Source organism: Nonomuraea sp. bgisy101 (assembly GCF_057708945.1).
Genome location: NZ_JBYITD010000002.1, coordinates 325462 through 351020 on the forward strand (window position 1 = coordinate 325462; position 25559 = coordinate 351020).

Annotated in this window: 25 protein-coding genes; 17 read left to right on the plus strand and 8 right to left on the minus strand. The window is 70.2% G+C overall.

Going from position 1 to position 25559, the window contains the following annotated elements; all coding sequences use genetic code 11:
* The first annotated feature begins 139 nt into the window (after positions 1–139).
* The 4 genes from AC3EO4_RS05090 (at position 140) to AC3EO4_RS05105 (ending at position 5556) form a co-directional block, all read left to right on the plus strand.
* Positions 140–904: an ABC transporter ATP-binding protein gene (locus tag AC3EO4_RS05090; protein ID WP_379571096.1), complete on the plus strand. Its 765-nt coding sequence runs from the start codon at positions 140–142 to the stop codon at positions 902–904.
* Complete coding sequence (locus AC3EO4_RS05095) at positions 880–2439, plus strand: hypothetical protein (protein ID WP_379571098.1); 1560 nt, start codon at positions 880–882, stop codon at positions 2437–2439. Before AC3EO4_RS05090 ends, AC3EO4_RS05095 begins: the two co-directional genes overlap by 25 nt.
* Positions 2440–2503: 64 nt before the next feature.
* Positions 2504–5128, plus strand: coding sequence for a phosphoenolpyruvate carboxylase (locus AC3EO4_RS05100; protein WP_379571100.1), 2625 nt, complete (start codon positions 2504–2506; stop codon positions 5126–5128).
* Positions 5125–5556, plus strand: a complete 432-nt coding sequence (locus tag AC3EO4_RS05105) for a GNAT family N-acetyltransferase (RefSeq protein ID WP_379571102.1) — start codon at positions 5125–5127, stop codon at positions 5554–5556. Before AC3EO4_RS05100 ends, AC3EO4_RS05105 begins: the two co-directional genes overlap by 4 nt.
* 159 nt (positions 5557–5715) lie before the next feature.
* Here AC3EO4_RS05105 and AC3EO4_RS05110 read toward each other — a convergent pair whose 3' ends face one another.
* From AC3EO4_RS05110 to fdhD, 5 genes are all read right to left on the minus strand, one after another.
* On the minus strand, positions 5716–6858 hold the full coding sequence (locus AC3EO4_RS05110) for a DUF418 domain-containing protein (protein WP_431894020.1): 1143 nt from the start codon (positions 6856–6858) through the stop codon (positions 5716–5718).
* A 322-nt stretch (positions 6859–7180) separates the two neighbouring features.
* Positions 7181–8293: an epoxide hydrolase family protein gene (locus AC3EO4_RS05115; RefSeq protein WP_431894022.1), complete on the minus strand. Its 1113-nt coding sequence runs from the start codon at positions 8291–8293 to the stop codon at positions 7181–7183.
* 47 nt (positions 8294–8340) lie between these two features.
* Complete coding sequence (locus AC3EO4_RS05120) at positions 8341–9753, minus strand: MFS transporter (protein WP_431894024.1); 1413 nt, start codon at positions 9751–9753, stop codon at positions 8341–8343.
* Between the two features lie 163 nt (positions 9754–9916).
* On the minus strand, positions 9917–10330 hold the full coding sequence (locus AC3EO4_RS05125) for a peptidase inhibitor family I36 protein (protein WP_431894025.1): 414 nt from the start codon (positions 10328–10330) through the stop codon (positions 9917–9919).
* Positions 10331–10414: 84 nt separating this feature from the next.
* A complete protein-coding gene (fdhD, locus tag AC3EO4_RS05130; protein WP_431894026.1) occupies positions 10415–11242 on the minus strand; it encodes a formate dehydrogenase accessory sulfurtransferase FdhD in 828 nt (275 codons plus the stop codon).
* 385 nt (positions 11243–11627) lie between these two features.
* On the opposite strand from fdhD, the gene AC3EO4_RS05135 reads away from it, so the two are divergent.
* From AC3EO4_RS05135 to AC3EO4_RS05175, 9 genes are all read left to right on the plus strand, one after another.
* Positions 11628–12473 (plus strand): biotin--[acetyl-CoA-carboxylase] ligase, encoded by an 846-nt coding sequence (locus tag AC3EO4_RS05135; protein WP_379571114.1) that lies wholly within the window; start codon positions 11628–11630, stop codon positions 12471–12473.
* A gap of 33 nt (positions 12474–12506) precedes the next feature.
* Positions 12507–13019: a PH domain-containing protein gene (locus AC3EO4_RS05140; protein WP_379571116.1), complete on the plus strand. Its 513-nt coding sequence runs from the start codon at positions 12507–12509 to the stop codon at positions 13017–13019.
* Between the two features lie 11 nt (positions 13020–13030).
* Positions 13031–13987 (plus strand): adenylate/guanylate cyclase domain-containing protein, encoded by a 957-nt coding sequence (locus AC3EO4_RS05145; protein WP_379571118.1) that lies wholly within the window; start codon positions 13031–13033, stop codon positions 13985–13987.
* A 16-nt stretch (positions 13988–14003) separates the two neighbouring features.
* Positions 14004–15089 carry an S-(hydroxymethyl)mycothiol dehydrogenase gene (locus AC3EO4_RS05150; RefSeq protein WP_431894029.1) on the plus strand — a complete coding sequence of 362 codons (1086 nt, stop codon included), beginning with the start codon at positions 14004–14006 and terminating at the stop codon, positions 15087–15089.
* On the plus strand, positions 15086–15682 hold the full coding sequence (locus AC3EO4_RS05155) for an MBL fold metallo-hydrolase (protein WP_431894031.1): 597 nt from the start codon (positions 15086–15088) through the stop codon (positions 15680–15682). The genes AC3EO4_RS05150 and AC3EO4_RS05155 overlap by 4 nt, the downstream gene beginning before the upstream one ends.
* Before the next feature lie 304 nt (positions 15683–15986).
* A complete protein-coding gene (locus tag AC3EO4_RS05160) occupies positions 15987–16166 on the plus strand; it encodes a (2Fe-2S)-binding protein (protein WP_379571124.1) in 180 nt (59 codons plus the stop codon).
* 18 nt (positions 16167–16184) lie between these two features.
* Positions 16185–16664 (plus strand): bacterioferritin, encoded by a 480-nt coding sequence (gene bfr / locus AC3EO4_RS05165; RefSeq protein ID WP_379571126.1) that lies wholly within the window; start codon positions 16185–16187, stop codon positions 16662–16664.
* Positions 16665–17009: 345 nt separating this feature from the next.
* Positions 17010–17678: a response regulator transcription factor gene (locus tag AC3EO4_RS05170; protein ID WP_043620820.1), complete on the plus strand. Its 669-nt coding sequence runs from the start codon at positions 17010–17012 to the stop codon at positions 17676–17678.
* Positions 17679–17681: 3 nt separating this feature from the next.
* On the plus strand, positions 17682–18959 hold the full coding sequence (locus tag AC3EO4_RS05175) for an ATP-binding protein (RefSeq protein WP_379571128.1): 1278 nt from the start codon (positions 17682–17684) through the stop codon (positions 18957–18959).
* A gap of 4 nt (positions 18960–18963) precedes the next feature.
* Here the strand turns inward: AC3EO4_RS05175 and AC3EO4_RS05180 are convergent, their stop codons facing one another.
* Positions 18964–19401: a MarR family winged helix-turn-helix transcriptional regulator gene (locus AC3EO4_RS05180; protein WP_379571130.1), complete on the minus strand. Its 438-nt coding sequence runs from the start codon at positions 19399–19401 to the stop codon at positions 18964–18966.
* Between the two features lie 82 nt (positions 19402–19483).
* Between AC3EO4_RS05180 and AC3EO4_RS05185 the strand changes: the two genes are divergently transcribed.
* Positions 19484–20128 carry a maleylpyruvate isomerase family mycothiol-dependent enzyme gene (locus tag AC3EO4_RS05185; RefSeq protein WP_431894034.1) on the plus strand — a complete coding sequence of 215 codons (645 nt, stop codon included), beginning with the start codon at positions 19484–19486 and terminating at the stop codon, positions 20126–20128.
* A 17-nt stretch (positions 20129–20145) separates the two neighbouring features.
* Here AC3EO4_RS05185 and AC3EO4_RS05190 read toward each other — a convergent pair whose 3' ends face one another.
* A complete protein-coding gene (locus AC3EO4_RS05190) occupies positions 20146–20637 on the minus strand; it encodes a GtrA family protein (protein WP_379571134.1) in 492 nt (163 codons plus the stop codon).
* 450 nt (positions 20638–21087) lie between these two features.
* Between AC3EO4_RS05190 and AC3EO4_RS05195 the strand changes: the two genes are divergently transcribed.
* Both AC3EO4_RS05195 and purE read left to right on the plus strand, forming a co-directional pair.
* Positions 21088–22239 carry a 5-(carboxyamino)imidazole ribonucleotide synthase gene (locus AC3EO4_RS05195; protein ID WP_379571136.1) on the plus strand — a complete coding sequence of 384 codons (1152 nt, stop codon included), beginning with the start codon at positions 21088–21090 and terminating at the stop codon, positions 22237–22239.
* Positions 22236–22733, plus strand: coding sequence for a 5-(carboxyamino)imidazole ribonucleotide mutase (gene purE, locus AC3EO4_RS05200; RefSeq protein WP_431894036.1), 498 nt, complete (start codon positions 22236–22238; stop codon positions 22731–22733). The genes AC3EO4_RS05195 and purE overlap by 4 nt, the downstream gene beginning before the upstream one ends.
* Before the next feature lie 202 nt (positions 22734–22935).
* Here purE and AC3EO4_RS05205 read toward each other — a convergent pair whose 3' ends face one another.
* On the minus strand, positions 22936–24249 hold the full coding sequence (locus tag AC3EO4_RS05205) for a UDP-glucose dehydrogenase family protein (RefSeq protein WP_379571140.1): 1314 nt from the start codon (positions 24247–24249) through the stop codon (positions 22936–22938).
* Between the two features lie 123 nt (positions 24250–24372).
* On the opposite strand from AC3EO4_RS05205, the gene AC3EO4_RS05210 reads away from it, so the two are divergent.
* Entirely contained in the window at positions 24373–25527 is a 1155-nt protein-coding gene (locus tag AC3EO4_RS05210) for an acyl-CoA dehydrogenase family protein (RefSeq protein ID WP_379571142.1), read from the plus strand.
* Positions 25528–25559: the final 32 nt, after the last annotated feature.

The window sequence follows — 25559 nt, forward strand, 5'->3', positions numbered from 1 at the left end:
CCTTCAGGCCGAACGGTCGCACCACTCGCGCATGGACCGCTCGGGCCGCCGTGCGACCACTGACTCCACAAGGGAGCACTCACCTCATAAGCGGTCCGAGCCGTGCGCAACAGTGCCAAAAAGCACCAGACTGGTTCTCATGACGGAGGCAGTGCGCACAGAAGGCCTGTTCAAACGGTTCGGACAGCAGGTGGCGGTGGCGGGGGTGAACTTCACCGTGCCCGCGGGCAGCTTCGCGGGCCTGGTCGGCCCCAACGGCGCCGGCAAGACGACCACGCTCAGCATGATCACCGGCCTGCTCCGTCCCGACGGCGGCCTCGCCCAGGTCGGCGGCGTCGACGTGTGGCGCGACCCCGTCCAGATCAAGGCCCGCATCGGGGTGCTGCCCGAGGGGCTGCGGCTGTTCGAACGACTGTCGGGCCGCGAGCTGCTGCAGTACAACGGCCGCCTGCGCGGCATCCCCAAGGCCGAGGTCGAGCAGCGCGCAGAGGAACTGCTACGCGTCATGGACCTGGCCGACTCGGCCGACAAGCTCGTCGTCGACTACTCCACCGGCATGCGCAAGAAGATCGGCCTGGCCGCCGCGCTCCTGCACAACCCATCCGTGCTCTTCCTCGACGAGCCCTTCGAGGGCGTCGACCCCGTCAGCGCCAACACGCTCACCGAGGTGCTCCAGCGCTACACCGCCTCCGGTTCCACGGTCATCTTCTCCAGCCACGTCATGGACCTGGTCGAGCGGCTGTGCGACTGGGTGTCGGTGATGAGCGGCGGCCACATCGTCGCCCAGGGCCCCATCGACGAGGTCCGGGCCGGACGCAGCCTCAACCAGGCCTTCCTCGACCTCGTCGGCGTACGGCAGGGCGGAGAGGAGGGGCTGACGTGGTTGGGCTCTTCGTCGCACTGAAGATCAGGCTGATCGCCGGAGGCCTGCGCGGCGACACCCAGCGCATCCTCGGCTTCGTCTTCTCCCTGCTCGCCGCGCTCGTCGTGGCGGCCGGCGGCTTCCTGCTGCTGACACTGCTCCGACTGGCCTCACCGCAGGTCGCCGCCGACGTCGGGATGATCGCCTTCACCGGCCTGCTGGTCTGCTGGGCGACCGTGCCGCTGCTGGCCTTCGGGCTCGACGACACCCTCGACCCTGCCAGGCTCGCCCTGTTCCCGCTGCGCACGGGACAGCTGGCGACCGGCATGTTCGCCGCCTCGGTCACCGGCGTGTGGCCGATCGTCTCGCTCGTCGTCACGGCGGGCGCGCTCGTCGGTCTCGCGAGAGGGGCAGGCGGCTTCCTGCTCGGCGTCGTCGCGGTGATCCTGCAGTTCGCGCTCTGCATCGTCACCTCCCGGCTCATCACGACCGCGCTGTCGGGGCTGCTGCGCTCGCGCAGGGGCCGCGACCTGCTGGCCGTCGCCGTCATCGTGGTCGTGCTGATGGCCCAGCTGCCCAACCTGATCGTCAACCGCGGCCTGAGCGGCGACCCCCTCGCGATGCTGCACAGCCTCGCCTCCGTGCTGCGCTGGACGCCGCCCGGCTGGGCCGCCCACGCCATCAGCGACGGCGGCGCGACCGGCGCGCTCGAACTGGCCGCGCTCGCCGTGCTCGTCCTCCTGCTCGGCTGGCTGTGGATCAGGGCGCTCGGCCGCGCCCTCGTCACGACCGACGCCTCCACCCAGGCGGCCTCGGTGCGCAGGTCCAGCGGCGTGCTCGACCGGTTCCTGCCCGACGGCCAGGTCGCGGCCGTGGTGTCGAAGGAGCTGAAGTACGCCAGGCGCGACCCGCGCGGGCGCGTCGGCTGGTTCGCCTCCATCGCGGTGACATGCGTACTGGCCTTCTCCATCAACGGCGACGGCTCGGCCGGCGGCGCCGGCGCCGCGATCGGCCCCGCCTGCGTCGGCGCGCTGCTGATCGGCATGCAGCAGTGCAACAGCTTCGGCATCGACGGCCGCTCCCTGTGGATGAACGCCGTCGTCTACGGCGACAGCCGTGACCTGCGCGGCGACCTGGCGGGCCGCCACCTGGCCGTGGCGATCATCGCGGTCCCTCTCCTGGTGGCGCTCGGCGTCATCGGCGGGGTGTTCGCCGGCAGCATGGCCTGGGCCGTGCCCGCCGTCCTGACCGCGTGGGGCGTGCTCGGCATCGGGCTCGGCGTCGGCGCGGTGACCAGCGTGCTCGTGCCGTACACGGTGCCCGACCGGCTCAACGCCTTCACCGGCGCCGCGCCGGGCCAGGGCGGGGTGGCCTTCGTGGCCTCGTTCGGCGCCATGATCGTCACCGCGCTGCTTGCGCTGCCCGTCGCGCTGCCCGTGCTCCTGGGCGTCGGCTGGATGAGCGCGGTGGCGCTGCCGTACGGCTTCGCGCTGGCGTGGGCGGGCAGGCGGCTGGCGGGCATGTGGGGCTACCCGCGCATGCCCGAGCTCCTCGCCGCGGTCTCCAGGCCCACCTAATGGTCTAGTCCATTTGGTGAGACCGGTCTCCAGTCGCGCGAGACGAGTAGATATCGTGCGAGACATGATTGACCAGGCCATCCCGCGCCACAGTGCCGTCAGCGAGATGCCCGACGAGCTCCGCCGCGACGTGCGGCTGCTCGGCGAGCTGCTGGGCCAGGTGATCGCCGAGCAGGGCGGTCCCGGGCTCCTGGAGGATGTCGAACGCCTGCGCAAAGCGGTCATCGGCGCACGCCGCCGCGAGGTGTCCCACGAACAGGTGGAACGCCTCGTGGGCGAGTGGGAGATCGACAGGGCGGTCCAGATCGCCCGGGCGTTCACCTGCTACTTCCACCTGGCCAACCTGGCCGAGGAGCACTACCGCATCCGCACCCTGCGCGAGCGCGACGCCGGCGCCGCCGTCCAGCGCGAGTCGCTGGCCTCCGCCGTCGAGGAGCTGGGCAAGGAGCGCGTCGCCGAGCTGGTCGAGGACCTCGAACTGCACCCCGTGCTGACCGCGCACCCCACAGAGGCGCGCAGGCGCGCGGTCGTCACGGCCATCCAGCGCATCAGCGGACAGCTGACCGAGTTCAACACACCGGGCCGCGGCTCCTCCGAACGTGCGGAGAGCAGGCGCAGGCTCCTGGAAGAGATCGACATCCTCTGGCGTACGGCCCAGCTGCGCAACACCAAGCTCGACCCGCTCGACGAGGTGCGCACCGCGATGGCCGCCTTCGACGAGACGCTCTTCCGCGTCGTCCCGCAGGTCTACCGCTCCCTCGACGCCGCCCTCGACGAGGGCACGGGCACCCGCGCGCCGCTGGCCAGGCCGTTCATCCGCTACGGGTCGTGGATCGGCGGCGACCGCGACGGCAACCCCAACGTCACCGCCAAGGTCACCAGAGAGGCCGTCCTCATCCAGGCCGAGCACGTGCTGACCGCGCTGGAGACCGCCACCTCCCGCATCGCCCGCACGCTCACCGCGGCCGCCCAGTTCACACCGCCCTCCACCGAGCTGCGCAAGGCGCTGGCCGCCGCCCAGGACGCCAACCCCGACCTGGTGTCCGAGCTGGCCACCCGCTCGCCTGCCGAGCCGCACCGGCAGTGGCTGCTGTTCGTCGCCGCCCGCATCGGCGCCACCCGCAGACGCGACCTCGACCTGGCCTACCGCGCGCCGTCCGACCTGCTGTCCGACCTGCGCCTGGCGCAGGAGTCGCTGGCCCAGGCGGGCGCCGGCAGGCAGGCCTACGGCGAGCTGCAGCACCTCATCTGGCAGGTGGAGACGTTCGGCTTCCACCTCGCCGAACTCGAGGTGCGCCAGCACTCCCAGGTCCACGCCGCCGCGCTCGAAGAGATCCGCGCGGGCGGGACGCTGTCGGAGCGGACCGAGGAGGTCCTGGCCACGATCAGGGTCATCGCCTGGATCCAGGAGCGCTTCGGCGTCACCGCCTGCTCGCGCTACGTCGTGTCCTTCACCCGCAGCGCCGACGACATCGCCGCCGTCCACGAGCTGGCCTTCCACGCGCTGGGCGAGCGCGCGCCCGTCCTCGACGTGGTGCCGCTCTTCGAGTCCGGACAGGACCTCGACAACTCGGCCGGCGTGCTCGCCGGCATGCTCGACCTGCCGCAGGTGCAACGCCGCCTGGCCGACAACGACCGCCGCGTGGAGGTCATGCTCGGCTACTCCGACTCCGCCAAGGAGCTCGGCCCCGCCGCGGCGACGATGAAGCTGTACGAGGCGCAGGAACGGCTGACCGCGTGGGCGGTGGCCAACGACGTCAAGCTCAGGCTCTTCCACGGCCGCGGTGGCGCGCTCGGCCGCGGCGGCGGTCCCGCCAACAGGGCCGTCCTCGCCCAGGCACCCGGATCGGTCGCGGGCCGCTTCAAGGTGACCGAGCAGGGCGAGGTCATCTTCGCCCGCTACGGCCACCAGGCCATCGCCCGCCGCCACATGGAGCAGGTCGCCAACGCGGTGCTGCTCGCCTCCTCCCCGATCATCGGCGAACGCACCGCGACCGCCGCCGCCCGCTTCAGAGGCCTGGCCTCCCGGGTGGCCAACGCCTCCGAGCAGGCCTACCGCGCTCTCACCGAGGCTCCTGGCTTCCCCGAGTGGTTCGCGCTGGTCAGCCCGCTGGAGGAGATCGGCTCGCTGCGCCTCGGCTCCCGCCCCGCGCGGCGCGGGCTGGGCGCGCCCCGCTCCCTCGACGACCTGCGCGCCATCCCGTGGGTGTTCGCGTGGGCGCAGACGCGGGTCAACCTGCCCGGCTGGTACGGCCTGGGCAGCGGGCTCGCCTCCGTCGAGGACATCGGTGAGCTGCAGGCCGCCTACAAGGAGTGGCCGCTGTTCGCCTCCCTGCTCGACAACGTCGAGATGTCACTCGCCAAGACCGACCGGTCCATCGCCGCCCGCTATCTCGGCCTCGGGGGCAGGCCCGACTTCGAGGCGCAGGTGCTGGAGGAGTACGACAGGACCAGACGGCTCGTGCTGACGGTGACCGGGCACTCCAGGCTGCTGGAGAACAGGAAGGTGCTCTCGCGGGCCGTACAGCTGCGCGACCCCTACGTGGACGCCCTGTCCCACCTGCAGCTGCGCGCGCTCACCGCGTTGCGGACCACCGAGAACCTCACCGACGACGAACGCGAACGGCTGTCGACACTGCTGCTGCTGTCAGTGAACGGCGTCGCCGCGGGATTGCAGAACACCGGATGATCAGACTCGCTCGCGCCGAGGATCTGCCCACGATCGAGAAGATCGTCGCCGAGGCGTACCAGCCGTGGGCGGAGATCATCGGCATCCGCCCCAAGCCGATGGACGACGACTACGCCGCGCACCTGGCCGCCGGGCACGTGTTCGTCCTCGACGACCTGCGCGGGCTGATCGTGCTGGTGCCCGAGGACGGCGTGCTGTACGTGGACAACGTGGCGGTCCGGCCCGACCAGCACGGCCAGGGTCTGGGCAGGCGGCTGCTCGCCTTCGCCGAGGCGCGGGCGGCGGAGCTGGGCCTGCCCGCGCTGCGGCTCATCACCAACGCCAAGATGACCCCGAACATCGCGCTCTACCAGCGGCTCGGCTACACCGTCACCACGGTGGAGCGGATCGGCGGGCGCGAGGTGGTCTTCATGCGCAAGGAGCTGTAGCTCAACACAGAGTTACCGAAATGTCGTGAAAGGTGGCAACACTTCGCGGCTGCGGGACCACAATGTCAGTGAGCGCCCGTACGCCAGGGTGCTGTCCGCGCGTGCCCCAGGCCCTTCCCCCTCGCCCGGGGCCCGCGCGGCCCTCTTCGCGCGGGCCGGTCACCTCAGGTTCGTCAGGGCGCGCAGGGCGTACTCGATGGGGCCGTAACGGTGGTCGCGCAGCCACCACGCGCTCAGCGCCGCCAGCACCGCGTAGATCAGCACGGCCACGCCCATGACCGCGACCGGCGCGAGCTTGCCGCCCAGCGCCAGGCCGTACCCGGTGAAGACCAGGCACATCAGCACCGACTGGCCGATGTAGTTGGAGGCCGCCACCCGGCCGGGGTTGGACAGCACCGCTCCGACCGCGGGGAAACGTCTGACCAGCTGGAGCAGCGTGACCACGTAGGCGGCGGACAGGAGCAGCGAGGCGATGTCGTTGACCGCCAGGCCGACCAGCTGCCAGGAGCCGGAGGCGGTGTTGGACCAGGTGAAGAACACCGCGGCGGGCAGTCCGACGCCGAAGCCCACCAGCTGGACGCGCGGCACGAGGTGCGCCCAGCGCTCGCGCTCCTCGAACAGGCGCGACTTGCCCGCCGCCATCCCGAACAGGAACAGGGCCATCGCCATCGGGCCCTGCCCGAGCCAGACGAACGCCGCGAGCGTCGGGTAGGTCTCGAACTGGTAGGTGAGGAAGTCCAGCGGGCTCCCTGTGACCAGTGCCTCCGCCCTCGCGACCGCCGCGTGGTCGACGGCGGCGGCCGTACCCGCGGCGGGGTCGAGCAGGGTCAGCCCGGCCAGCGCCAGCCAGACAACCGTGAGCACGCCGATGATCGCTGACCCGGTGATGACGGCGGTCCGCGGGCGGACGTTGCGCATGGCCAGCAGGATCAGGCCGAGGGCGGCGTAGAGGGTCAGGATGTCGCCGATCCACAGCAGGAACCCCTGCGCCACGCCCAGCGCGAACAGGCCGAGACAGCGGCGCAGCATCCTCCCCTTGACCTTGTCGCCCCACGAGCGCATCTGCAGCGTGAAGGAGTAGCCGAACAGGAAGGAGAAGATCACGTAGAACTTCGTGAGGACCAGGGTGCTGACGAGGGCCGCGACGGGGCCCTCGGTGATCGGCATCGCGCCGCTGCCCGTGGCGTAGCCGGGGTCGGCGAAGAAACCGATGTTCGCCAGCAGGATGCCGGCGAGGGCGAAGCCGCGGACGGCGTCGATCTCGTGGATGCGCCTGGTCGGGGGTGCCACGGTCTGCGTCATGACCTCGACGCTAGAGATCGTCTACGGCCCGCGCATCGAACCTCGGACGCTCCCGCATCCGACCAAAGTCGCCGTTCGGTTCGTTCTTAGGACCGTGGCGCCCTCGGTGCTCCCGAGCCGCCGCCCACATCGCGCCCTCGGGTCCCCGGCCCGGCGTCCACGTCGAGTCTCCGGTTGCCCGGCCCGGCGTCCACGCCGGGCCCTCGGTGCTCCCGAGGTGCTGCGGGTCGGCCCGCGGAAGACCTCACGGCCCGGCACGCGGGGGACCCCGGACACGCGGAGGACCCCGGACACGAGGTGTCCGGGGTCCCGGGTGGGTCTGTCAGAGGGCGGCGAAGAACGCCCTGACGTCCTCGACGAACGCCTCGGGCTGCTCGAGCGGCAGGAAGTTCCCGCCCCGCTCGAGTTCCGTCCACCGCACCACCGGAGCGTCCCGCTCGGCGAACCGGCGGATCGTGATGTCGGTGCCCTTGGCCAGCGCCACTGCCGTCGGGACGGTGCTGCGCTCCTTCGGCGCCCATGCGGCGGGGTCGTGCGCGTTCTCGTAGTAGAGGTTCGCCGACGAGCCCGCGGTCCCCGTGAACCAGTACACGCTCACGTTGGTCAGCAGGTTGTCCAGCCCGACCGCGTCCTCGGGCAGCTCCGCCGCCGGGTCCGTCCACTCCTTGAACTTCTCGACGATCCACGCGAGCTGCCCCACCGGCGAGTCGTGCAGGCCGTACGCGACCGTCTGCGGCCTGGTCGACTGCTGGACGTTGAAGCCCATCATGTCGTCCCTGAAGTGCTGCAACTTGGCCAGCCGCGCCTGCTCGTCCTCCGTCAGCCCCGCGAAGTCCTGCGGGTCGTCGGAGGGGAAGGTGACGTATCCGTTGACGTGGGCGCCGATCACACGCTCGGGAGCCTGGCGCCCCATCTCGATCGCGTACCAGGCGCCGCCGCCCTGGCCCTGCACGCCGTACCTGTCGTAGCCGAGCCGGTCCATCAGCTCGACGAACGCGGTCGAGATCTTGCCGGTGCTCCAGCCGGGACCGGCCAGCGGTCCCGAGAAGCCGACGCCGGGGGCGTTGGCCGCGACCACGTGGAAGTCGCGGGAGAGCTCCTCGATCACCTCGACGAACGCCACGAACGAGGCGGGCCAGTCGTGCAGGAGCAGCAGCGGCGTGGCCTCCGGGTCGGCGGAGCGGACGTGCGCGAAGTGGATGTTCTGGCCGTCGATCTCGGTGGTGAACTGCGGGAAACGGTTCAGCCGCGCCTCGTGCGCGCGCCAGTCGAATCCGTCGGCCCAGTAGGCGGCCAGCTGCTTCAGGTAGCCGACGGGCACCCCGCGGCTCCAGCCCTGGCCGGGGATCTCCCCGCTCCATCGGGTACGGCGCAGCCGCTCGCGCAGGTCGTCGACGTCGGCCTGGGGGATCTCGATGCGGAAGGGGTGAATCATGACGGGTCCTTTCAGGGAGGTGTCGGTCCAGCGGGGCGGGAGCGTGGTCAGTGCACGAACTCGGTGTCGGTACGGCCCTGCTTGGGCAGCATCAGGCCCACGAGGAAGGTCGCCGCGATCATCACGGCCGCCACCGCGAGGGTGGTCTCCACACTGTTGGTGCCGAAGTAGACGGTGCCGAGGACGGCCAGGCCGAGCGCGTTGCCGACCTGCTGGATGGCGGTGAGGGTGCCCGAGGCCGAGCCGGTCTCCTGCGGGTCGACGGCGGCCATCACGATGGTGAAGTAGGGGCCCATGATCAGCCCGCTGCCCAGGCCGACGAAGGCGAGCGCGGGGGCGAGCTGCCACGGGGTGACGCCGGGCTCGGCGATGACCAGCAGGGCCAGCACGGCCAGGCCCATGACGACCGCGCCAGCGAGCAGGACCTTGCGTCCGTACTTCTGGGTGGCCTGCGCGACGCCCATGCCGGCGATCATTCCGATGGAGGACGGCACGCCGGTCAGCGCCGCCTTCAGGGGAGAGAAGCCGAGGCCGAGCTGGGTGTAGAGGCCGATGACCAGGAACACGCCGCCGAACGCGGCGAAGTAGATGGCGCCGACGGCCAGGCCGGAGACGAACGCGGGCTTGCGGAACAGCGAGGGGGCGATCAGTGGGTCGCGGTCGCGGCGCTTCTCGTAGGCGACGAAGGCGGCGAAGGTCGCGGCCGAGGCGGCCATCATCGCGAACGTCCAGATCGGCCAGCCGTGCTCGCCGCCCTGGACCAGCGGGAAGACGATCAGGACGGTGCCGAGGGAGGCGAGGATCGCGCCGGGCAGGTCGAGCTTGACGCCGCCCGCGGGAGGGGAGGAGGGCAGGAAGCGGGCCGCCGCGATGACGGCCGCGATGCCGACCGGGAGGTTGATCAGGAAGATCATCCGCCAGCCGGTGCCGAACAGGTCGGCGCTGACCAGCCAGCCGGCGAGGATCGGACCGCCGATCGCCGACAGGCCCATGACCGGGCCGAACAGCCCGAATGCCGCCTGCAGTTCCTTCGGCGGGAACATCTCCTTCATGAGCCCGAGCCCCTGCGGGATCATGGCCGCGCCGAACAGGCCTTGCAGGACCCTGGCGGCGATCATCGTCTCGGGGGAGACGGCGACCGCGCAGAACATCGAGCCGATCGTGAAGCCGGTGACGCCGATGAGGAACATCCGCTTGCGTCCGGCGATGTCCCCGAGCCTGCCGCCGATCAGCAGGCCCGCGGTCATGGCCAGCGTGTAGGCGGCGCCGAGCCACTGGATCAGCGAGGTGCCGCCGCCGAGCTCGGTGCGCATGGTGGGGCCCGCGATGTGGGTGACGGTGGCGTCGAGCAGTTCCATCACCGAGCCGGCGAGGATCACGAACAGCGCGGGCCAGCGCCGGCGGTAGGCGACGTTCTCCTGGGGGGTCGTCACCACGGGGCGGGTGTCGAGGGCGGTCATCGCAGGCCTCCTGCATTGGAACGGCTTGTTCTGTTCCAGAATAGCAGAACGGAATGCTTCATTCCATAAAAGAGCCAAGATCCTTTGTGATGGGCGCGGTCGGGGTGGGGCATGCGAACGGCCCGGCATCGTGAGCACGATGCCGGGCCGTCGATCGCCCTTGTCAGGAGTGGGTCTTGACCCTGAACTCCTGGTCGGTGCCGCAGGACGGGCCGTTCGGGCCGCCGATGCGAACAGAGCTGAAGAAGTCGCGGTAGGTGCTGAAGAAGTTGCCCTTGCCGCCCGGGGTGGTCACGGCAGAACAACCGCCGAAGTCGGCTTCGGAGTAGAGGTGGATGTAGGAGCCGGTTCTGTTCCAGTCGGACTTGGCCCTGTCGTCCATGTTCAACGCGGCCAGAGAAGGCGTGCTGGCCTGGATCTCGATGATGTCACCCGTGCCATCGAGGCCCGAGAACATGCAGTAGTAGCCGGCGCGACAACGGTCGTAGCCATCGGCGGCATGGGCGGGAGCGGTCGGCAGGATGGACAGCGCAACGGCCGCGATCGGTAACGCCAGCATGTGAAGCTTCTTGTCCACTACCTCTCCTTTAGTGAAACTTTTCTTCGACGGACTTTACGAAGATACATGACTCGATCTTGCTGGTGAAGAGGGCGTGAACGGCTACAGAGCGATGCGCTCCCTGCCCGAGTAGACGTTGCACCGCTCCTCGCGCAGGAACCCGACCAGCGTCATCCCGAACTCCCTGGCCAGGTCGACCGCCAGCGACGACGGGGCCGACACCGCGCACACCATCGGGATGCCCGCGGCCAGCGCCTTCTGCATGATCTCGTAGCTGGCCCTGCCGCTGACCATCAGCGCGTGCCCGGCGAGCGGCTTCCCGGTCAGCGACGCCCACCCGACCAGCTTGTCGACCGCGTTGTGCCTGCCGACGTCCTCTCTGAGCGCCACCAGCGCGCCGTCCGCCGTGAACAGCCCGGCCGCGTGCAGGCCGCCGGTCTTGCCGAAGCCGCCCTGCGCCTCCCTCAGCCGGTACGGCATGCCGTACAGGATCTCGGGGGTGATCGACAGCTCGCCCTGGGGGAGGGGGCGGCAGCGGTCGCGCAACGCGTCGAGACTGGCCGAGCCGCAGACCCCGCACGCGCTGGAGGTGACGAAGTGGCGGTCGAGTGCGGGCAGGTCGGGGAGCGGGCCGTCGAGCGCGACCGTGACCGTGTTGTAGCGGGCCTCGGGCATCACGTCCTCGTCGGTGCAGTAGCCGATGGCCTTGATCTCGCCGGGCCTGGCCAGCCCCTCGCCGTGCAGGAACCCGGCCGCCAGCTCGAAGTCGTGGCCGGGCGTGCGCATGGTGATGGCCACGGTTCTGCGCTCGCCGCCCTGAGCGGTGACACGGATCTCCATGGGTTCTTCGGTGGCCAGGTAGTCCCGCCGGTCTCTGGCGCGGTTTCCGGAGATTTCCGTGATGTGGGCGCGGGTGGTCGGGGTCGTCACCTTTCGTACCCTACTTTCGTCACCTACGCCGTACCGCTCGCGGAGGTGGCCGCGTCACCGTCGCCGATCCTGCCGAGCGTCGCGACGGCGTTGACGGAGGAGATGCGGGCGTCGGGAGAGCTCACCCCCTCATCTTCCTCCGGGGGGAGGGCCCGGCGAAGGACCCCGGCCTACGGCCGTTCCGAAACCTGCCGTCTGCCCGAGAACCTCCGGCCGACCGCCGCCCCGCGCGCCGCCGGTGGCGACGACCCCGCGCTCGGGAGAAGACGCCCGCCGGCTACCGGTCCGCACTTTGGGCGGTGACTTGGAGCGAACCCCCGAGATCGGGGGTTGCGGTCGGCCGAATCGGGCGCGGTAGGGGGTCAAACTGGGGGAAGATGGTCAGGTGTCCGATTCTCGCTTCGCCGACCTCGACCGCCCGCCGCTGAACCAGGCGGCGCTCACCCGCGCCCTGGTCAGGCCGGGCAGCCTGTGGACGGACCTCACGGTCGTGGACCGCACCGGATCCACCAACGCGGACCTCGCCCGGCGGGCCAGGGAAGGCGTGAGGGAGGGGGCGGTGCTGATCGCCGAGGCCCAGTTCGCGGGCCGCGGCAGGCTGGGCCGCGTTTGGAACGCGCCACCTCGCTCGGGGCTGACCTTCTCCGTGCTGCTGCACCCCCAGGTGCCGCACGCGCGCCAGGGCTGGCTGCCGCTGCTGTTCGGTGTGGCCGCGGCCTCCGCCGTACGGCGTGTCGCGGAGCTGGACGTCAGGCTGAAGTGGCCCAACGACCTGCTGGTCGGGGAGAGGAAGCTGGCGGGCATCCTGGCCGAGCGGCTCGAGAGCGGCGCGGTCGTCGTCGGCATGGGGCTGAACGTCTCGCTCCGCACGACCGAGCTGCCCGTCGACACCGCCACCTCCATCGCCATCGAGCTCGAGGCGACGCACACGGAACACGACCGCGAACGCCCGCAGGGCACCGACAGGGACCCGCTGATCAGGGCCATCCTGAGAGAGATCGAGAGCCACTACCGCGACTGGACCGCGGCGGACGGCGACGCCGACGCCTCCGGCCTGCGCGCCGCCTACCTGGCCTCCAGCGCCACGATCGGCCGTGAGGTGCGGGTGGAGCTGCCGGGCGAGCGGATACTGGCCGGCACCGCCACGGGCGTCGACGTGTCGGGGCACCTGCAGGTCGCGGGCCAGACGTTCAGCGCGGGCGACGTGGTCCACGTTCGCCCTTCTTCGTAGCGTTCGGCGAGGGTCCGTGCCACGATTTCTGCCATGACTCTCCCGGATCACCACCTGACTCAGGGCGAACGGCGCATCAGGTCGTTCCACCCGCACTGGAAGCGGCTCGTCGGGCCCGCGGTCGCGCTCGTCCTCATCCTCGCCGCCACCGGTGTCGGGCTGTACCTGATCCCGGGCGGCTGGGAGTTCGCGCTGTACGGCAGGGCGGCGGTCATCGTGATCGCGGTCATCCTGCTGACGATCTGGTCGTTCGTCCCCTACCTGCAGTGGAAGAACACCGGCTACGTGCTCACCACGCACCGCTTCACGATCAGCACCGGCGTGCTGAACAAGTCGACCGACGAGATCCCCCTCACGAAGGTCAACTCGGTCAGTTCCGACCAGTCCTTCGCCGAGCGGATGCTGGGCTGCGGCACGCTGACCGTCGAGTCGGCCAGCGACCAGGGCCAGCTCGCCCTCCGTGACATCCCGAGGATTCAGGACGTGCGGGCCGACCTGTTCCGTGCCGTCGAGGACGTCTCCGACGGCGACGTCGACGGAAGGTAGTCGTCACGACGATGAGGCCGACGGCGGAGGAGATCGAGCGGCTGCTGGTCGGCGCCACGCCCCGCTACACCAGGGAGCAGGTCGCCGCGGGAGCGGGCGTGTCGCAGGAGCTCGCCGAACGGATCTGGCGCGCCCTGGGGTTCGCGACGCACGCCGACGACGCGGTGGCGTTCTCCGACGCGGACGTGGCCGCGCTGCGCAGGGTGCGCAAGATGCTCGAGGGCGGGCTGCTGGACGAGCCCACGGTCATCCGCCTGGCCAGGGCGCTCGGCCAGACCACCGCCAGGCTCGCCCAGTGGCAGGCCGAGATCATGATCGGGGCGATGCTGCCGGAGGAGGAGCCGTCCGACGGCGACCTCGCCAGGATCCTGGAGACGTCACAGCAGCTGCTTCCCGACTTCGAGCACGTGCTCGTCCACGTCTGGCGGGCCCAGCTCGCCGCCGCGGGGACCCGCCTGCTCGCGATGGCCGACATCAACGACGAGCGGGTGCCGACGCGCGTGTCGATCGCGGTCGGATTCGCCGACCTGGTCTCCTTCACCAGGCGGTCGAGGGAGCTGTCGGAGCGGGAGCTCGCCGAGCTCGTGGAGGGGTTCGAGTCGCGGGCCTCCGACGTGGTCGCCGCCCACGGGGCGAGGCTGGTCAAGACGCTGGGCGACGAGGTGCTGTTCACCGCTCCCACTCAGGCGCAGGCCGCCGAGATCGCGCTCGACCTCATCGAGACGGGCCAGCTGCGCATCGGCATGGCCTACGGTCCTGTGGTGCCGATGATGGGCGACGTGTTCGGCACGACCGTCAACCTGGCCGCCAGACTGACCGCCATCGCCAGGCCCGGCACGATCGTCATCGACGCGGAGCTGGCCGAGGGGCTGGCCGACAAGGACTTCGGCCTGCACAAGATCCGCCGCCGACCTGCGAGAGGTCTCGGCGTGGTGCAGCCGTATGTCTTGCGGAGATCATCGTCCTGAGCAGATGATGAACGGCATGCCGTACGAAGTCCAGGGCGTCATCGCCCGAGGTAAGGGCCAGGATGTCTCCGTCGAGACCGTACTCGTGCCGGACCCGGGGCCGGGCGAGGCGGTCGTGGCCGTGAAGGCGTGCGGCGTCTGCCACACCGACCTCCACTACCGGGAGGGCGGGATCAACGACGACTTCCCGTTCCTGCTCGGCCACGAGGCGGCGGGTGTCGTCGAGGCGGTCGGCGAGGGGGTCACCGAGGTGGCGCCGGGCGACTACGTGATCCTCAACTGGCGCGCGGTCTGCGGCAACTGCCGCGCCTGCCTGCGCGGCCGGCCCTGGTACTGCTTCGCCACCCACAACGCCACACAGAAGATGACGTTGAAGGACGGCACAGAGCTCAGCCCCGCGCTCGGCATCGGCGCCTTCATCGAGAAGACGCTGGTCGCGGCGGGCCAGTGCACCAAGGTCTCCGCCGAGGCCCCGCCCGAGGTCGCCGGCCTGCTCGGCTGCGGCGTGATGGCGGGCCTGGGCGCCGCGCTCAACACGGGCAACGTCTCGCGAGGCGACACGGTGGCCGTCATCGGCTGCGGCGGTGTCGGCGACGCGGCCGTCCTCGGCGCCTCGCTCGCCGGAGCCGTGAAGATCATCGCGGTGGACGTCGACGACCGCAAGCTGGCCTGGGCCCGCGACTTCGGCGCCACCGACGTCGTGAACGCGGGCGAGCAGGACCCCGTCGCCGCGATCCGCGCGCTGACCGGCGGGTTCGGCGCCGACGTCGTCATCGAGGCGGTCGGCCGCCCCGAGACCTACAAGCAGGCCTTCTACGCTCGTGACCTGGCGGGCGTCGTCGTCCTCGTGGGCGTCCCCACGCCGGCGATGGAGCTGGAACTGCCGCTGCTGGACGTCTTCGGCCGCGGGGGCGCGCTCAAGTCCTCCTGGTACGGCGACTGCCTGCCCTCACGCGACTTCCCCATGCTGATCGACCTCTTCCTGCAGGGCAGGCTCCCGCTCGACAAGTTCGTGTCGGAGACGATCTCGCTCGGCCAGGTCGAGGATGCCTTCGCCAGGATGCACAGGGGCGAGGTCCTGCGTTCGGTGGTGACGCTGTGATCGACAGGGTCGTCACCTCGGGCACGTTCTCCCTCGACGGCGGCACGTGGGACGTCGACAACAACGTCTGGCTGGTCGGCGACGCGCGCTCGGTGATCGTCATCGATGCCGCCCACTCCGCCGAGAAGATCGCCGAGCGGGTGGGCGGCAGGACCGTCGCCGCGATCGTGTGCACCCACGCGCACAACGACCACATCAACGCGGCCGCCGCCCTGTCGGAGCTGACCGGCGCGCCGATCCTGCTGCACCCCGCCGACCAGGTGCTGTGGGAGATGGAGTACGGCGACGACGTGCGGTACACGCCGCTGGAGGACGGCCAGAAGCTGGCGTCGGGCGGCGTGGAGCTCCAGGTCATCCACACGCCTGGCCACGCGCCGGGCGCGGTGTGCCTCTACGCGCCCGAGCTGGGCGCGGTCTTCACCGGCGACACGCTGTTCGAGGGCGGGCCCGGCGCGACGGGTCGGTCGTTCTCCTCCAGGGAGACGCTCGTCGAGTCGATCAGGACCAGGTTGCTGGTGCTGCCGCACGAGACCGTCGTGCACACCGGCCACGGCAACTCCACCACCATCGGCGCGGAGAGCCCCTCCTTCTAGGAGCCCCGCGTACGCCTCCGGAGGGAGTGGCGCCCCCATCCGGAGGCGCACGGCCGCCGCGCGGACGTGCGACCGGGGGCGGACGCGTCGGCGCGCCCGGCGCGGCATGCTTGGGGAAAGCGTGACCGGATCCTGATCCGTAGCCGTCCTGCTACCCAGCGAAACCTATCCCGAGGGAGCAATGTCCCCTCGTGGGTGATTTATGCCTGTGTCGCACTCCACATAGGCAAGCCTAACCATCATGGGTTATCTTAGGTGTGCCTAACCTTTTAAGTGCCGTTCCTGCGAGAGGTCTGTCTCCCCGATGTACGTATGCGTCTGCCGCGCCGTGACCGAGAACGAGGTCCACGACTGCATCGCCGCGGGCGCCAAGAGCGCGCGGCAGATCCGCGACACCACGGGCGCCGGGGCGGACTGTGCCTCTTGCGTGCGGAAGATCTGTGCGATCCTGAAGCGGTCAGAGGACTTGATTCCGACCGCATAGCACGAGGAGCCCAGTTCAATGCAGGGCGACAAGCAGATCATCGAGCTGCTCAACGAGCAGCTGACCGCGGAGCTCACCGCTATCAACCAGTACTTCCTCCACGCGAAGATGCAGGAGAACTGGGGCTACACCAGACTGGCCAAGCACACGCGCGAGGAGTCCATCGACGAGATGCGCCACGCCGAGCGGCTCACGGATCGCATTCTCTTTCTCGAAGGCCTGCCCAACTACCAGCGGCTCGGCACCCTCCACATCGGCCAGACCGTCGAGGAGCAGCTCAGGGCCGACCTCGAGGTCGAGTTGAGCGTGGTCGACCGGCTCAAGCCGGGCATCAAGCTGATGCGCGAGAAGGGCGACACGACCTCGGCGCGCCTCTTCGAGGACATCCTCGAGGACGAGGAGCACCACATCGACTACCTGGAGACGGAGCTGGGGCTCATCCAGAGCCTGGGCGAGCAGCTGTACCTCGCCCGCTACGCAGAGCCTCCGTCCGAGTAGCACGCCGTGGGTCGCCCGCCGTGACATCCGTTCCGGCGGGCGTTTCGCTGCCCGGATGGCAAAGCTTTCGACAAAGTGGGCGATTCTCGGACGATGTAGCGGCGAGAACCGGAGTCCGCTGGAGTGGCGTGCTTGACGGGCGGCCGGCGGTGACCACGGTGGCCTGGCGGGGGCTTGCCGTAGCAGAGGAAACAGCGGACGCTGAGGGCCCGGCAATGTGTGGGGCATTAAATTCGCACTAGCCGTCATTTATCAGCGTTTGCCCAGGTCAATAGATAGGTCAAACGCGAGTCAAACCGCGCGCTGTGCCCGGGAAACGATCGCCTAAGGTCCTACGATCGCTTCATGACCTGCGTACTTCTCGCCGAGGATGACACCTCGATTTCCGAGCCACTCGCGCGCGCCCTGCGCCGTGAGGGCTACCAGGTTGAGGTGAGCCCCGACGGCCCGCAGGCCCTCGAGAGGGCTCTGTCGGGAGGCATCGACCTCATCGTTCTCGACCTAGGCCTGCCCGAGATGGACGGCCTCGAGGTCGCCCGCCGGATCCGCGCCGAAGGGCACGGCACGCCGGTGCTCATCCTCACCGCACGCGTCGACGAGGTCGACACCGTCGTCGGTCTCGACGCCGGTGCCGACGACTACGTCACCAAGCCGTTCCGCCTCGCCGAACTCCTCGCTCGCGTCAGAGCGCTCCTACGGCGCGGCACCTCGGAGACCCCTGTGGTCCAGGGCGTCCGTATCGACGCCGACTCCCGTCGCGCATGGATGGGCGAGAAGGAGCTCCATCTGACGACCAAGGAGTTCGACCTACTGCGCGTCCTCGTGCGCGACGCCGGCAAGGTGGTCACCCGCGAACAGATCATGCGCGAAGTCTGGGACACCAACTGGTGGGGCTCCACCAAGACCCTGGACATGCATATCTCCTGGCTCAGGCGCAAGCTCGGCGACGACGCCGCCAAGCCGCGCTACATCACCACCGTCAGGGGAGTCGGCTTCCGATTCGAGCGAGAGTAGGCAGTGCGCCGCCGCCTACTCTCCTCCACCCTGGTCGTCGCGGTCATCGCCGTCCTCCTGCTCGGGGTGCCCCTGGGCGTGGTGGTCAGCCGCCTGATCGTCGAGGACGCCAACCAGCAACTGAGGGCGGAGGCGACCCGCCTCGTGGGTGAGGTGGAATACGCCCGCATTCAGGAGACTCCACTCGATCCGCAACAGCTCAAACAGAAGTATCCGGACCGATACATCCAGATCTATGTGAACGGCAACCCGCCGACGGCGACCGTCGTCGGCGCCTCCCCGCCGTCCGGCCACTCCATGCACGAGGAGGCCAAGTCGGACAGCGGCATCTACGTCAGGGTGAGCCGCGACAAGGATCAGGTCGAGCGGGACGTACGCGCTCGCCTGCTCCTCATCGTGGCACTGGCCGCCGCGGCTCTCGCGGTCGCGGTGGGTCTCGCCATCGTGCAGTCCCGCCGGCTCACCCTCCCCCTCCTCGACCTGGCCAAGATCGCTGATCGGCTGGGCTCGGGAGACGCGAGGCCGAGCAAGCACCGCTACGGCATTCCCGAGCTCGACCGTGTCGCCGAGGTGCTCGACCGCAGCGCCACGCGCATCGCCGACCTGATCACGCGCGAGCGCGAGTTCGCCACCGACGCCTCGCACCAGCTGCGCACCCCGCTGACCGGGCTCACCATGCGTCTGGAGGAGATCGTCGCCGCCTCGGACGACCCCGCGATCGTTCGCGAGGAGGGCGAGGCCGCCATCGTCCAGGCCGAACGCCTCACCGCGGTCATCGACGAGCTTCTGGCCGCCGCGCGCCGCCAGCGCATCGCCCAGGCCGAGCCGATCTCCGTCGACGAGGTCCTCGTCCAGCAGGTCACCGAGTGGGAGCCCGCCTTCCGCCGCGCGGGCCGTTCCGTCTCCCTCGACGGCGCCCGCGGACTCAAGGCCCTGGCCACCGGCGGCGGCCTCGGCCAGGTCGTCGCGTCCCTCCTGGAGAACTCCATCCAGCACGGCGGCGGCGCCGTGTCCGTGTCGACGAGCAGCAGCGACAACTACGTCGTCATCGAGGTGGCCGACGAAGGCCCCGGCATCTCCGACGAGATCGCCCCCAAGGTCTTCGAACGCAACGTCAGCGGCGGCGGCGGCACCGGCCTCGGCCTCACCCTCGCCCGCGCGCTGGCCGCCGCCGACGGCGGACGGCTCGAACTCGTGCGCCGCAGGCCCGCGGTGTTCGCCATCTTCCTGCGCCCCGCCGACAACCCGAGCCGCCGCCGCGTGGTGACCGGCCCCGCCTGAACCGTCAACGGTAGGGGTCGGTTATCTCGCGGAGGCGGGTGAGGGCTCGGCGCAGGTGGCCGGCGTCCCGCTTGCCGAGGTGCCGCGTCCACTCGGCCTCGACCTCGGCCTCGATCACCCTGGCGACCGCACCGGCCGCGTGACCGCGCGCCGCGATCCGCACCAGCCTCGCCCTGGCGTCGGTCGGATCCTGCACCCGCTCCACGTAGCCGGCCCGTTCGAGCTGGTCCACGAGGAACGTGGTCGTCTGCTTGCTCACCCTGGCCTGCTCGGCCAGCTCGCTCACGCGCGTGCCGTGCGGGCCGATCCGCTGGAAGACCCGGCTCTGGGCGGGCGTGATGTCGTCGAACCCGGCCTCGGCCAGCGCCTCCATGACCCTGGTCTCCATGGCGCGGTAGGGGATGAAGCACAGCACGCCGAGGTTCAGCTCGTCCTCGCTCACGAAACGCCCCTTGACGTTGGACAGATTATCGAACCAAAATAGTTCCATCATCGTACCAAGTTGCGGACGGCGGGAGGCCGGGATGGACCGCGATGAGGTGTGGCAGGCGATCGACCGCGAACGGTCAGGGCTCGCGGACCTCCTCGACGACCTGTCCGAGCAGGAGTGGGAGACGCCCAGCCTGTGCGAGGGCTGGCGGGTGCGCGACGTCGCGGCCCACCTGACGCTGGCCCACATCCGCCCGCTGACGGCGGTGGTCGAGCTGCTGAGAGCTCGTGGAGACCTCAACCGCATGATCCGCGACACCGCCATACGGCAGGCCGCGCTGCCCGTGCGGCAGTACGGCGTGCTGCTGCGGGAGATGGTCGGGTCGCGGAAGAAGGTGCCCGGCATCAGCGATCTCGAGCCGCTCATCGACGTCCTCGTGCACGGGCAGGACATCGCGATCCCGCTCGGCCGGGAGCGGCCCATGCCCGCGCGGCCCGCCGAGGCCGCGGCGACGCGGGTCTGGACGATGAGAGGGCCCTTCCACGCTCAGCGGAAGCTGGACGGCCTCGAACTCGTCGCCACCGACTGTTCCTGGTCCGTGGGGCGAGGGTCGCGGGTGGAGGGGCCGATCGCGGCGATCCTGCTCCTGCTGACCGAGCGTCGGGCCGCCCTGCCGCAGCTGGCCGGTCCAGGCCTGGCGGACCTGCGGTCCCGCCTGTCCGGCGCCACGCGCGGATAGTCCCGCCGGTCGGCCGGCTAGCGCCTGCGGGAGGGGACGGTCTCGGGGAGACCGGTGGCGGGCTCGACGGGCGGGTCCTCGGGGGCGAGGAAGACCCACCGCTTGTAGGACCAGAACCGGAACAGCGTGCCGAAACCGACGCCGACGATCTTGGCGATGTTGTAGCTCACCGGGTCGTGCAGGCCCAGCGTGTAGGTCGTGAACCCGATGAAGATCAGCGCGATCAGCAGCCCGATCCCGTTGAGCAGGAAGAACAGCGCGTACTCCCTGGCCAGCCCGCTCTGCTCCCTGTGCCGGAACGTCCAGTAGCGGTTGCCCAGGTACGCGAACGTCGCGGAGATGCAGGTGGCCAGGACCGCCGAGATCAGCGGGCCCCAGCCGAATCCGAACCTGAAGAGGTTCGTCGCGCCCATGTCCAGGAAGAAGGCGATGCCGCCGATCGTCCCGAACTTCGCCAGCTCGTGAACCATGTGGACGAACCGGTTGTAGGCGCGTCTGAGGAACTCCACGTCTCCTGCACGTTCCTTTCCGCGTTCACCTGCCGCACCTTTGAACAGGTCCGACGACACCAGGCTACCGGTCAAGGGGCACGGCACGGGCGCGAAGACCCTGCGAAGCGGCCCAGAACGCCACGCATCGCACCCACTCAACCAGCATTTCTAGAAATATCGTCTTATGGCGGGTAGAGCGGCTCGATGGCCGTTACGCTGACGCAGGTCGCGGGGTCGGGGGGCTCGCGACGGACGGCCGTCACCCTGGGCGACGCGTGCCGGACTCCCGCGAGAGGCCGGGCGGAGCGCCGTCCCATCCGCATCCGATCGGGCGGCTGAGCACGCCGGACGGAGTACGCGCTGGGCGGTCGTGCTGTGAGGCGACCCGGAACGGCCGCCCAGCCCTGCCCGGCGGATCAGCCCGTCCGCCGGATGGGAACAGCTCGCCTGCCGGTATGCTTCGGGCACGTGAGCAGTACCTCTTCGCATGTCGGCCCCGTGGTGGGCGTTGTCGGCGCGGGCCAGTTGGCCCGCATGATGCAGCAGGCCGCCATCCCGCTCGGGATCGAGCTGCGGGTCCTGGCCAACACGCAGGACGAGAGCGCCGCCAAGGTGATCGTCGACACCAGGCTCGGCGACTACCGTGACCTCGCCGTCCTGCGCGACTTCGCCGCAGGCTGCGACGCCGTCACCTTCGACCACGAGCACGTCCCCACCGAGCACATCGGGGCGCTGACCGACGAGGGCGTCCAGGTGCATCCCGGAGCGGACGCGCTGGTTCACGCCCAGGACAAGGCGGAGATGCGCAGGCGGCTGACCGCCTTCGGCGCGCCGTGCCCCGCGTGGCGGGCCGTGGAGACGGTCGCCGACGTCGAGGCGTTCGCCGCCGAGAACGGCTGGCCCGTCGTGCTGAAGGCGATCAGAGGCGGCTACGACGGCCGCGGCGTCTGGGTGTGCGACGACAGGAGCGAGGCCGCCGAGGTCGTCGCGACCGGCATCCCGCTGCTGGCCGAGGCGTTCGTGCCGTTCCAGCGCGAGCTGGCCGTGCTGGTCGCCCGCTCGCCTCACGGCCAGGGCGTCAGCTACCCGGTGGTGGAGACCGTCCAGGAGAACGGCATCTGCGTCGAGGTCCTCGCCCCCGCGCCCGGCCTCGACCCCGAGGACGCCGCCCAGGCCCAGCGCATCGCGCTCAAGATCGCCGACGAGCTGGGCGTGACCGGGCTGCTGGCGGTGGAGATGTTCGAGACCGCCGACGGCCTCGTGGTCAATGAGCTGGCCATGCGGCCCCACAACAGCGGCCACTGGACCATCGAGGGCGCCCGTACCTCCCAGTTCGAGCAGCACCTGCGGGCCGTGCTCGACCTGCCGCTCGGCTCGCCCTCGCTCACCGCGCCGTACGTCGTCATGGTCAACCTCCTCGGCGGTGACGACCCCGCCATCTTCAAGCGCTACGAGCACGTGATGGCTCACGACCCCGGCGTCAAGATGCACTTCTACGGCAAGGAGGTGCGGCCGGGACGCAAGATCGGCCACGTGACCGTGCTCGGCACCGACCTCGACGACGCCAGAGCCCGTGCCAAGCACGCGGCCGTCTACCTCACCACAGGGGAGTACACATGATCGGCATCGTGATGGGCAGCGACTCCGACTGGCCGGTCATGAAGCTGGCCGCGGAGGCGGTGGCCGAGTTCGGCGTGCAGTTCGAAGCCGACGTGGTCTCCGCGCACCGCATGCCGATCGAGATGATCGAGTACGGCAGGCAGGCCGCGCCGCGCGGCCTCAAGGTGATCATCGCGGGCGCCGGCGGGGCGGCGCACCTGCCCGGCATGCTGGCCTCGGTCACTCCGCTGCCGGTGATCGGCGTGCCGGTTCCGCTGAAGTACCTCGACGGCATGGACTCCCTGCTGTCGATCGTGCAGATGCCCGCGGGCGTACCCGTGGCGACGGTCGCCGTCGGCGGGGCACGCAACGCGGGCCTGCTGGCCGTCCGCATCCTGGCCGCCTCCGACGAGGGGTTGCGCGGGCGGATGGAGGCCTTCCAGGAGACGCTGCGCGAGCAGGCCCAGGCCAAGGGCGAGAAGCTGCGCGCCGAGGCGGCCGAACTGGGGCGCTAGCGCGCTGCGTGTGGCGGGCGGCCCGGTTTGACGGCCGGCCCGGTTTGAGGGCCGGCCGTGCACGCGCACGGTGGGTCAGGCGCCCGGCACGCGCGCGGTGGGCTGGTCCGGCGCGGTGGGTCGGGCGCCCGGCACGCGCGCGGTGGGCTGGTCCGGCGCGGTGGGCTGGGCGGCCCGCCGCGCCGGGAACGACGGGCAGCGGCTACGGCCGGCCGAGAGCGCGGTAGTGCCAGCCCGCCGAGCGCCACGCCTCGGAGTTCAGCGCGTTACGCCCGTCGACGATCTTGCGGGTGACGACCGCCTCGCCCAGCTCCTCCGGGTCCAGCTCCACGAACTCCTGCCATTCGGTCAGCAGCAGCACCACGTGCGCGCCGCGTACCGCGTCCAGCGCCGAGCTGCCGTAGGAGAGCTCGGGGTGCGCCTTGCGGGCGTTGTCCAGCGCGATCGGGTCGTAGACGGTGACCTTCCCGCCCTGCTGCACGATCGTCACGGCGACGTCGAGCGCGGGAGAGTCGCGGATGTCGTCGGAGTTCGGCTTGAAGGCGGCGCCCAACACGCCGACCGTGCATCCGCGGAACGAGCCGCCGGCCAGTTCCCTCGCCAGGTCCACCATGCGCGCCCTGCGGCGCATGTTGATCGCGTCGACCTCGCGCAGGAACGTCAGCGCCTGGTCGGCGCCCAGCTCGCCCGCCCGCGCCATGAACGCGCGGATGTCCTTGGGCAGGCATCCGCCGCCGAACCCGAGCCCGGGGTTGAGAAAGCGCCCGCCGATCCTGTCGTCGAACGACAGCGCCCTCGACAGCTGCTGGACGTCCGCGTGGGACGCCTCGCACACCTCGGCCATGGCGTTGATGAAGGAGATCTTGGTCGCGAGGAAGGCGTTGGCCGCGCTCTTGACCAGCTCGGACGTCGGGTAGTCGGTCACCACCATCGGGATGTCGCCGAGCGGCTCGTAGACCTCCCGCAGGATCTTCTCCGCGTGCTCGGAGGCGACGCCGACCACGATGCGGTCGGGCTTCAACGTGTCTTGCACAGCGAAGCCCTCGCGCAGGAACTCGGGGTTCCACGCCAGCTCGGCCGCCGCGTTGACAGGAGACAGCCGCGCGAGCTTGGCGGCCAGGCGGGCCGCGGTGCCGACGGGGACGGTCGACTTGCCGACGACCAGGCACTCCCGCTCCAGGTACGGCGCGAGCGACTCGACGGCCGCGTCGAGGTAGGAGACGTCCGCGGCGTACTCACCCTGCTTCTGCGGCGTGCCCAGGCAGAGGAAGTGGACGTCGCCGAACGCGCCCGCCTCCTCGTAGGAGGTCGTGAAGCGCAGCCGCCCCGACGCGAGCCCTCGCCTCAGGATCTCTTGCAACCCGGGTTCGTGGATCGGCAGCTCGCCGTTCTGCAGGCGACGGATCTTGTCAGGATCGATGTCGAGGCCGAGAACCTCGAACCCGAGGTCCGCCATGCAGGCCGCGTGAGTGATGCCCAGATACCCGGTTCCGATCACCGTAAGGCGATATGGCACGAGTCAGCTCCTTTCATCGCCAAGGCATGTTACCGGTACCCGTAACTTCCACTGTGCCACCTGGGTAAACCGAGAAACCGTACCCGCTGGTAACAAGATGCTTGGACGTCCTAGTATTCGGGTATGACCTACGCCCTCACCGAGGAGCACGAGATGCTCCGCGAGACCGTCCGTGCCCTCGCCGATGAGAAGATCGCGCCCCGCGCCGCCGAGGCCGACGAGCGCGAGGAGTTCCCGTGGGACGTCTACAAGTCGCTCGTGGCTGCTGACCTGCACGCGATCCACGTCCCCGAGGAGTACGGCGGTGCGGGAGGCGACGCGCTCGCCGCGGTCATCGTCATCGAGGAGGTCGCCCGCGCCTGCGCCTCCTCCTCGCTGATCCCCGCCGTGAACAAGCTCGGCACCGTCCCCCTCCTGCTGTCGGCCTCGGACGAGCTGAAGACGCGCTACCTCACGCCCGTCGCCACGGGCGAGGCGATGTTCTCCTACGCGCTGTCCGAGCCCGAGGCCGGATCCGACGCGGCCGCCATGAAGACCCGCGCCGTCCTCGACGGCGACCACTACGTCCTCAACGGCGTCAAGATGTGGATCACGAACGCGGGCGTCTCGGAGTACTACACGGTCATGGCCGTCACCGACCCCAGCGCGGGCGCGCGCGGCATCTCCGCCTTCGTCGTGGAGAAGTCGGACGAGGGCGTCTCCTTCGGGCCCAAGGAGAAGAAGCTCGGCATCAAGGCGTCGCCCACCCGCCAGGTCATCCTCGAGGACGTCCGCATCCCGGCGTCCCGCATGATCGGCGCTCCAGGGACCGGCTTCAAGACCGCACTGGCGACCCTCGACCACACCCGCGTCACCATCGCCGCCCAGGCGCTGGGCATCGCCCAGGGCGCCCTCGACTACGCCATCGGCTACGTCAAGGAGCGGAAGCAGTTCGGCAAGGCGATCGCCGACTTCCAGGGCCTGCAGTTCATGATCGCGGACATGGGGATGAAGCTGGAGGCCGCCCGCCAGCTCACCTACCACGCCGCGGCCAAGTCGGAGCTGGCGATGCACGGCCGGCCCCAGAAGGACCTCACGTTCCTGTCCAGTGCCGCCAAGTGCGCCGCGTCGGACGCCGCGATGGAGATCACCACGGACGCGGTGCAGCTGCTGGGCGGATACGGCTACACGCGCGAGTTCCCGGTGGAGCGCATGATGCGCGACGCCAAGATCACCCAGATCTACGAGGGCACCAACCAGATCCAGCGCATGGTCATGGCCAGGCAGCTCCTGAAGTAGGGGATGAACTGCGGAAACCCGGCTCCTTTCGG

Coding starts and splice junctions, on each gene's coding strand:
- AC3EO4_RS05145 (WP_379571118.1), top strand. CDS start 13,031: ATGAGGCCGACGGCGGAGGAGATCGAGCGGCTGCTGGTCGGCGCCACG.
- AC3EO4_RS05110 (WP_431894020.1), bottom strand. CDS start 6,858: ATGACGCAGACCGTGGCACCCCCGACCAGGCGCATCCACGAGATCGAC.
- AC3EO4_RS05120 (WP_431894024.1), bottom strand. CDS start 9,753: ATGACCGCCCTCGACACCCGCCCCGTGGTGACGACCCCCCAGGAGAAC.
- AC3EO4_RS05090 (WP_379571096.1), top strand. CDS start 140: ATGACGGAGGCAGTGCGCACAGAAGGCCTGTTCAAACGGTTCGGACAG.
- AC3EO4_RS05210 (WP_379571142.1), top strand. CDS start 24,373: ATGACCTACGCCCTCACCGAGGAGCACGAGATGCTCCGCGAGACCGTC.
- AC3EO4_RS05150 (WP_431894029.1), top strand. CDS start 14,004: ATGCCGTACGAAGTCCAGGGCGTCATCGCCCGAGGTAAGGGCCAGGAT.
- AC3EO4_RS05160 (WP_379571124.1), top strand. CDS start 15,987: ATGTACGTATGCGTCTGCCGCGCCGTGACCGAGAACGAGGTCCACGAC.
- AC3EO4_RS05185 (WP_431894034.1), top strand. CDS start 19,484: ATGGACCGCGATGAGGTGTGGCAGGCGATCGACCGCGAACGGTCAGGG.
- purE (WP_431894036.1), top strand. CDS start 22,236: ATGATCGGCATCGTGATGGGCAGCGACTCCGACTGGCCGGTCATGAAG.
- bfr (WP_379571126.1), top strand. CDS start 16,185: ATGCAGGGCGACAAGCAGATCATCGAGCTGCTCAACGAGCAGCTGACC.
- AC3EO4_RS05170 (WP_043620820.1), top strand. CDS start 17,010: ATGACCTGCGTACTTCTCGCCGAGGATGACACCTCGATTTCCGAGCCA.
- AC3EO4_RS05115 (WP_431894022.1), bottom strand. CDS start 8,293: ATGATTCACCCCTTCCGCATCGAGATCCCCCAGGCCGACGTCGACGAC.
- AC3EO4_RS05140 (WP_379571116.1), top strand. CDS start 12,507: ATGACTCTCCCGGATCACCACCTGACTCAGGGCGAACGGCGCATCAGG.
- AC3EO4_RS05105 (WP_379571102.1), top strand. CDS start 5,125: ATGATCAGACTCGCTCGCGCCGAGGATCTGCCCACGATCGAGAAGATC.
- AC3EO4_RS05100 (WP_379571100.1), top strand. CDS start 2,504: ATGATTGACCAGGCCATCCCGCGCCACAGTGCCGTCAGCGAGATGCCC.